General features: G+C 69.2%; 7 protein-coding genes. 5 read left to right on the top strand and 2 right to left on the bottom strand.

Annotated elements, in window-relative coordinates:
- Nucleotides 1-506 (bottom strand): glycerate kinase (locus WBP48_RS09860; RefSeq protein WP_424439651.1); only part of this gene is annotated, 506 nt, incomplete at its 3' end.
- A gap of 22 nt (nucleotides 507-528) precedes the next feature.
- Complete coding sequence (locus WBP48_RS09855) at nucleotides 529-1557, bottom strand: LacI family DNA-binding transcriptional regulator (RefSeq protein ID WP_424439648.1); 1029 nt, start codon at nucleotides 1555-1557, stop codon at nucleotides 529-531.
- A 92-nt stretch (nucleotides 1558-1649) separates the two neighbouring features.
- Here WBP48_RS09855 and WBP48_RS09850 point away from each other — a divergent pair, with 92 nt between their 5' ends.
- The 5 genes from WBP48_RS09850 to galE all read left to right on the top strand — a co-directional run.
- Nucleotides 1650-2579, top strand: coding sequence for a carbohydrate ABC transporter permease (locus WBP48_RS09850; protein WP_424439645.1), 930 nt, complete (start codon nucleotides 1650-1652; stop codon nucleotides 2577-2579).
- Complete coding sequence (locus tag WBP48_RS09845) at nucleotides 2579-3460, top strand: carbohydrate ABC transporter permease (protein ID WP_424439642.1); 882 nt, start codon at nucleotides 2579-2581, stop codon at nucleotides 3458-3460. Before WBP48_RS09850 ends, WBP48_RS09845 begins: the two co-directional genes overlap by 1 nt.
- Nucleotides 3461-3563: 103 nt before the next feature.
- Entirely contained in the window at nucleotides 3564-4913 is a 1350-nt protein-coding gene (locus WBP48_RS09840; protein WP_424439639.1) for an ABC transporter substrate-binding protein, read from the top strand.
- A 57-nt stretch (nucleotides 4914-4970) separates the two neighbouring features.
- On the top strand, nucleotides 4971-6683 hold the full coding sequence (locus WBP48_RS09835) for a beta-galactosidase (protein WP_424439636.1): 1713 nt from the start codon (nucleotides 4971-4973) through the stop codon (nucleotides 6681-6683).
- 72 nt (nucleotides 6684-6755) lie between these two features.
- A partial coding sequence (gene galE / locus WBP48_RS09830; protein WP_424439633.1) for a UDP-glucose 4-epimerase GalE occupies nucleotides 6756-7720 on the top strand: 965 nt, incomplete at its 3' end.

Below are 7720 nucleotides of genomic sequence, written 5' to 3'. Positions count from 1 at the left end.
GCCTGGCCCCCACGCAACCTGACCCCGGGAGCTGGCGCACCGGGCACACCGAGCGCGGTCAGCATCCCGACGCCGCCGTCCGTCGATGCGCTCGATCCGATGCCCAGCACGAGCCGGCTCACCCCGTGGTCGAGGGCCGCGGCGATCGCCTGGCCGAAGCCGAACGTGTCGGCATCCCACGGCGCGAGCGCGCCGCTGTCGGCGGTCAGCAGCTCGATCCCGCTCGTGGATGCCAGCTCGACAACACCCGTCCCGTCCGGCAGCAGGAGCCAGGATGCCGACAGGTCGCGCCCGCGCGGACCGCGCACCCTCACCGGCATCCGCCGCGATCCGGGCACCGCGGTCTCGAACGCATCCAGCGTCCCCTCGCCGCCGTCGGCCATCGGCAGCAGGCGCACGTCCACGTGTTCGAGAGCGTCACGCCACCCCTCGGCGACCGCCGCAGCGGCGTCAGCCGCACCGATCGAGCCCTTGAGACTGTCGAGCGCGACGACGACGCGGGTCATGCACCGAGTGTAGGCCGCGGGATCAAGCGTGCGCCGGCGGGGGTGCCGAACTGCTGCGCACGACGAGTTCGGTCGCAACCAGCTCGCGACCGCGCGGGCTGCCCCCCTCGACAGCCTCGAGCAGCGCGTGCAGCGCCGCCTGTCCCACCCGGTCGAAATGCTGCCGCACGGTGGTCAGCGCCGGCCAGAAGTCCGCCGCCTCCGGCATGTCGTCGAATCCGACGACGCTGATGTCCTGCGGCACACGCCTCCCGGCTTCGTGGAAGGCGTGCAGCAGGCCGAGGGCCATCTGGTCGTTGGACGCGAAGACGGCCGTCGCGTCCGACCTGCGCAGCAGCAGTTCTCCCGCACGGCGCCCGGCCGCCGGCGACCAGTCGCCGACGATGGGCTCGGGCACCGGGGCCCCGGCCTCCTCGAGCGTCCGGCGCCAGGAGTCCCGTCGGCGCTGCGCGGAGTACGAGTCCTCCGGCCCCGAAACGTGCCAGACCGTCTCGTGACCGAGTTCGAGGAGGTGGGCGGTGGCCAGTCGCGCGCCCTGCGCCTGGTCGGTGTCGACGACGGGCACCTCGTAGCGTGCACTGGAGTCGACGACGACGACCGGCATGCCGGTGGGGACGTCGATCTCCGCCTCGCTCAGCACATGGGCCTCGATGACGATGATGATGCCGTCGACCGCCTGCTCGCCCAGCCGCGCGAACGCGCCCGACACCACCGACTGGGTCGCTGCCGCGAGCGGGATCAGCGTGATCGCGTATCCCGCGGCGGTCGCCTCCGCCGCGATCGCGTCGAGCGTGCGCATGTTCCCGTACGACGACAGGGAGAACATGATGACCCCGATCGTGCGATAGCGCCCCGCCTTGAGCGCACGGGCGGCCGAGTTCGGGCGGTATCCCAGCTGCTGCATCGCGCGCACGACCCGGTCGCGTGTCGCGGGCCGGACGACGTCTTTGCCCGTCGCCACACGCGACACCGTCTGCGCCGACACACCGGCGACGCGCGCGACGTCGTTGATGGACGGTTCGCGCCGGGCGCTGCCGGGCAGTGACGACATGCGGACTCCTTCGCACGATGTTTGCGTTGACATCGTATGGGTAGTCGGCGTATGTTTGCGTAAACAAGCGCTCACGAATCGGGAATCTGTCAATGACGACCTCCGCCTCCACCACGTCGCTGCACGCTACGCAGCGAGTGTTCGAGCCTCGTAGGAACCGGCCCGACTGGCGTGGCTGGGCCTTCGTCGGGCCGTTCATGATCGTGTTCGCGCTCGTCTTCCTCGCCCCGCTGGCATACGCGCTGTACCTCAGCCTGTTCCGTGACCAGCTCATCGGCGGCTCGGTCTTCGTCGGACTCGAGAACTACGCCACGGCCCTCGTCGACCCGAAGTTCTGGGAGGCGTTCGGCCGCGTGTTCGTCTTCCTGCTCGTGCAGGTGCCGATCATGCTGCTGCTCGCGCTGGGCGCCGCGCTCGCGATCGACAGCGCCCGCCTGCGCGGTGCGTCGTTCTTCCGCATCGTGATCTTCCTGCCGTACGCCGTGCCCGCCGTCGTCGCGGTGCTCATGTGGGGATACATCTACGGGGATCAGTTCGGTCTGACCGCGAACCTCAACGACCTGTTCGGGTTTCCGCTGCTGACCCCGTTCGCACGCGAATGGATGCTGGTGTCGATCGGCAACATCGTGACGTGGGAGTTCGTGGGCTACAACATGCTCATCTTCTACTCGTCGCTGAAGACGATCCCGGGAGAGCTGTACGAGGCGGCGGCGCTCGACGGCGCGGGGGCGTGGCGAACCATCTTCTCCATCAAGATCCCCGCCGTGCGCGGCGCGATCGTGATCGCAACGATCTTCTCGATCATCGGCAGCTTCCAGCTGTTCAACGAGCCGAACATCCTGCGCCCGCTCGCGCCCAACGTCATCACGACCTACTACACGCCGAACATGTACGCCTACAACCTGTCGTTCGCTGGCCAGCAGTTCAACTACGCCGCGACGGTCGCGATCATCATGGGCGTCATCACCGCGGTCATCGCCTACGTCGTGCAGCTGCGCGGCTCCCGGGCGGAGGTGCGCTGATGACCACCCCGCGTCCCGGTCGCGTCGCAGACCTGCTCAACCCGCGCAACTCGAAGGTGCTGCTGGCCGTCATGGTCCTGTACGCCCTCTACACCCTGGTCCCGCTCGTGTGGCTCGTGATCAACGCGACGAAGACGCAGGCGGGACTGTTCTCCAGCTTCGGCCTCTGGTTCGCCGACGATTTCGCCCTGTGGGACAACCTGTCGCAGACGCTGACCTACCGCGACGGCATCTTCTTGCGCTGGCTCGGCAACACCCTGCTGTACGTCGTCGTCGGCGCCGGCGGCGCGACCCTGCTGGCGACCCTCGCGGGCTATGGACTCGCGAAGTACCGGTTCCCGGGGCGCCGGGCGGTGTTCGCGATCGTCCTCGGCGCCGTCGCGGTGCCGGGCACGGCCCTCGCGGTGCCGACGTTCCTGCTGTTCAGCGAGCTCGGGCTGACGAACACCCCGTGGTCGGTCATCATCCCCTCCCTCATCAGCCCCTTCGGTCTCTATCTCATCTGGGTGTATGCGAGTGACGCCGTGCCCACCGAACTGCTGGAGGCGGCCCGCGTGGACGGGGCCAGTGAGTTCCGTACGTTCTTCACGATCTCGATCAGGCTGCTCGCCCCCGGCGTCGTCACGGTGCTGCTGTTCACGGTCGTCGCGACGTGGAACAACTACTTCCTCCCTCTCATCATGCTCAGCGACCCCGACTGGTATCCCCTGACGGTGGGCCTCAACCAGTGGGCCGCTCAGGCCATCGGCGCCGGTTCGCAGCCCATCTACAACCTGGTGATCACGGGCTCGCTCCTCACGATCATCCCCATCGTCGTCGCGTTCCTCCTGCTGCAGCGGTTCTGGCAGTCGGGGCTGAACGCCGGAAGTGTCAAGCAGTGACCGGGGACTGCTCGACGAGGAACTCCCCACCCGGCCGGACCGCACCAGCGGCCACCGTGAATCCCGAACAAGAAACCACACCCCGAACAAGAAGGACACAGCAATGAAGCAGATGTCGGGCGCACGCCGCGCCTCAGCAGTTCTGGCGGTCGGCGCCGTCGCCGCGCTCGCCCTGGCCGGGTGCTCCGGAGGCAACGGCTCCCGAGGAGCCGGTGGCGGCGAGGGCTCACTCGAGTCGATCCAGGCCGCACTGGAAAAGGGCGGCGAGCTGACGTACTGGTCGTGGACGCCGCAGGCCGAAGCCCAGGTCGCCGCCTTCGAGAAGGCCTACCCGAACGTGACGGTCGACCTCGTCAACGCCGGCACCAACAACGACGAGTACACGAAGCTGCAGAACGCCATCAAGGCGGGCTCCGGCGCACCGGACGTCGTGCAGATCGAGTACTACGCGTTCCCGCAGTTCGCTCTCACCGATGCGCTCCTCGACCTGTCCGCGTACGGGTTCGCTGACCTGGAGGACGACTACACGGCATCCACCTGGGGCTCGGTGACCGTCGGCGACGCCATCTACGGCCTACCGCAGGATTCCGGTCCGATGGCCCTGTTCTACAACCAGGCGGTATTCGACGAGTACGGCATCGACGTGCCGACCACGTGGGACGAGTACATCGCGGCGGCCGAGAAGCTGCACGCCGCCGACCCGACGAAGTACATCACCAACGACATCGGCGACGCGGGCTTTGCCACCAGCATGATCTGGCAGGCCGGCGGCACACCCTTCCAGAGCGACGGGACCAACGTCACGATCGACCTGCAGGATGCCGGTTCCAAGAAGTGGGCCGGCACCTGGAACCAGCTCGTCGAGAACGACCTGCTCGCCCCGTACGGCAGCTGGAGCGACGAGTGGTTCCAGGGCCTCGGCAACGGCAGCATCGCGACGCTCGTGATCGGCGCGTGGATGCCGGCGAACCTCGAGTCCGGTGCGCCCGACGGTGCCGGGAACTGGCGCATCGCCCCGATGCCGACCTACGACGGCAGCCCCGCGTCGGCGGAGAACGGTGGCGGCGGACAAGCGGTCACCAAGCAGAGCAAGAACCCGGAGCTCGCGGCCGGGTTCCTGTGGTGGCTGAACAACAGCGAGGAGTCCATCACGACGTTCCTCGACGGCGGCGGGTTCCCGTCGACCACCGCTGAGCTGAGCTCCGACGAGTTCCTGAACGCCGCGCCGGAGTACTTCGGCGGGCAGAAGATCAACGAGGTGCTGGCGGCCGCGGCCGACAGCGTCGTGACGGGGTGGCAGTACCTGCCGTTCCAGGTGTACGGCAACAGCATCTTCGGCGACACGGTCGGACAGTCCTACGCCGACGGGTCGGACCTCAACGAGGGCCTGACCGCATGGCAGGATGCCCTCGTGGAGTACGGCAACGGGCAAGGATTCACCGTCAACGAATGAGACCGCGCGGGGGCGGCCCGAGCGGGCCGCCCCCGCGTCGTCGGAAAGCGCAAGAGCGTGACTACCTTCTCGATCGGCGAGACCGACTTCCTTCGCGACGGCGCCCCGTTCCGCGTCCTGTCCGGAGCGCTGCACTACTTCCGCATCCACCCGGACCACTGGGCGGACCGCATCCACAAGGCACGCCTGCTGGGACTCAACACGATCGAGACGTACGTCGCGTGGAACGCGCACGAGCCGCGGCTCGGCGAATGGGACGAGACGGGCCCGAACGACCTGGGCCGCTTCCTCGATCTCGTCGCCGCCGAGGGCCTGCACGCGATCGTGCGCCCAGGACCCTACATCTGCGCCGAATGGCACGGCGGCGGACTGCCGGTGTGGCTCACGGCGACGGGCGGCATCGGCCTGCGCCGCAGCGAGGCACAGTATCTGTCCGCCGTCTCCGCCTACCTGAAGCGGGTGTACGACATCGTCCGCCCCCGTCAGGTCGACACCGGAGGCAGCGTGATCCTCGTGCAGATCGAGAACGAGTACGGCGCGTACGGGTCGGATGCCGCCTACCTCGCGGAACTCGTACGCCTCACTCGCGAAGCGGGCATCACGGTGCCGCTCACCACCGTCGACCAGCCGATCCCCTGGATGCTCGAGCGCGGCGGCATCGACGGCGTCCTGCGCACCGGGTCCTTCGGTTCGCGCGCGACCGAGCGGCTCGCAGCTCTGCGCGACGCGCAGCCGACCGGCCCGCTCATGTGCTCGGAGTTCTGGGACGGCTGGTTCGACTGGTGGGGCGGCGTCCACCACACCACGTCCCCCGCCGAGGCCGCCCGAGAACTCGACACCATGCTCGCGGCGGGTGCATCGGTGAACCTGTACATGCTGCACGGCGGTACGAACTTCGGCCTCACCAACGGGGCCAACGAAAAGGGTCGCTATCTTCCCATCACGACGTCGTACGACTACGACGCGCCGTTGGACGAGGCCGGCCACCCGACACCCAAGTTCTGGGCGTTCCGTGAGGTGATCGCACGGTACGCGCCCGTGCCCGACGAGGTGCCGGATGCCGCGCCCGCCGCGCCCGTCTTCAAGATTGAGCTCACCTCGGCATCCGCCGGGAACGCGGCGACGGCGCCGGCGGAACCGCGCGAGACGACGACGCGGCCACGGACCTTCGAGGAGCTGGGGCATCTCGGCGCCCTCGTCCGCTACGAGGCGTCACTCGCCGGCCGCGGCGGCCTGCTTGAGCTCGGCGGCCTGCGCGACGCGGCATGGGTGTCGGTCGACGGGATTCGCGTCGGCAGCCTCTCGCGCACCCGCGGCGAGAGCACGCTGCCGATCCCCGCGGGGGAGCGCCTCACGGTGCTCGTCGAGGAGCAGGGCCGCGTCAACTACGGACCCCTCATCGGCGAGTCCAAGGGGCTCACCGCCGCGCCGCGGCTGGACGGCCGTGCACTCACCGAGTGGGCGAGCACTCCGGTCGAGGTGTCCCCGGCATCCGCCGAGCCGGAGCTCGACGTGCGCACCGGGACTTTCACGCTGGACGCCCCCGCCGACCTCCACCTCGACACGACCGGGTGGGGCAAGGGCTACGCATTCGTAGGAGATTTCCTCCTCGGCCGATTCTGGTCCAACGGACCCCAGCGCACGCTCTACGTGCCGGGACCGATCACGCGCGCCGGCACGAACACGCTGACGGTCGTATCCCTCGAGGGCCCTGCGGTGGCGTCCGCCCGTTTCGTCGAGCGAGCGGACCTCGGCCCGACCGAGGAGTGACGGGGCAATCGCCCGCCTGCGGGAGCGGCTGCGACGTCCGCGCGGGCGCCGCCCCTGCGGCAGGATGGAGTCATGAGTTGGCTTGTCACCGGCGGTGCCGGATACATCGGTGCCCACATCGTCCGCGCCCTCGCCGCTGCGGGGATCGACCCGGTCGTCATCGACGACCTCTCCAGCGGCCACGCCTCGTTCGTGCCCGACGGCGTGCCGTTCGTACAGGGCACGATCCTCGACCGCGACCTCGTGACGACGACGCTGCGCGAGCACGACGTCACAGGCGTCATCCACGTCGCCGGCTTCAAGTATGCGGGGGTCTCGGTCCAGCGCCCGCTCCACACGTACGAGCAGAACGTCGAAGGCACGAGGGTGGTGCTGCAGGCGATGGCGGATGCCGGGGTCTCCCGCCTCGTCTTCTCGTCCTCGGCGGCGGTCTACGGCACCCCCGACGTGCCGCTCGTCACCGAGGATCTGCCCAAGCGCCCGGCATCCCCCTATGGCGAGTCGAAGCTCATCGGGGAGTGGCTCATCCGCGACGAGGGGGTGGCGACCTCGGCATCCGACGCGCCGCTGCGGCACACCTCGCTGCGCTACTTCAACGTCGTCGGCTCGGGCGACGAGGCCGTGTACGACACGAGCCCGCACAACCTGTTCCCGATCGTGTTCGAGAAGCTGCTGGCGGGCGAGACGCCGCAGATCAACGGCGACGACTACGACACGCCCGACGGGACGAACGTCCGGGACTACGTGCACGTCGCCGACATCGCCGCGGCGCACGTCGTCGCCGCGCAGCGGCTCGCGGCCGGCGAGCAGATCGAGCCGGCCTACAACCTCGGCTCGCAGAACGGGCTCAGCGTGCGCGAGATCATGGACGCGATGGCGCGGGTGACGGGCATCGACTTCACGCCTCGGATCGGGCCGCGCCGCGCGGGCGACCCCGACCGGATCGTCGCGACCGGCGAGCTGGCCGCGCGCGACCTCGACTGGCGCAACCGCCACACGGTCGACGAGATGGTCCGCACCGGCTGGGAAGCCCGCCG

The organism is Microbacterium sp. (genome assembly GCF_049661145.1).
In the GTDB taxonomy this organism is placed as follows: domain Bacteria; phylum Actinomycetota; class Actinomycetes; order Actinomycetales; family Microbacteriaceae; genus Microbacterium.
This window is presented reverse-complemented; position numbering and strand designations above follow the sequence as displayed.

Excerpts from the sequence above, each read along its gene's own strand:
- WBP48_RS09845 (WP_424439642.1), top strand. The coding sequence starts at position 2,579 with ATGACCACCCCGCGTCCCGGTCGCGTCGCAGACCTGCTCAACCCGCGC.
- WBP48_RS09855 (WP_424439648.1), bottom strand. The coding sequence starts at position 1,557 with ATGTCGTCACTGCCCGGCAGCGCCCGGCGCGAACCGTCCATCAACGAC.
- WBP48_RS09850 (WP_424439645.1), top strand. The coding sequence starts at position 1,650 with ATGACGACCTCCGCCTCCACCACGTCGCTGCACGCTACGCAGCGAGTG.
- WBP48_RS09840 (WP_424439639.1), top strand. The coding sequence starts at position 3,564 with ATGAAGCAGATGTCGGGCGCACGCCGCGCCTCAGCAGTTCTGGCGGTC.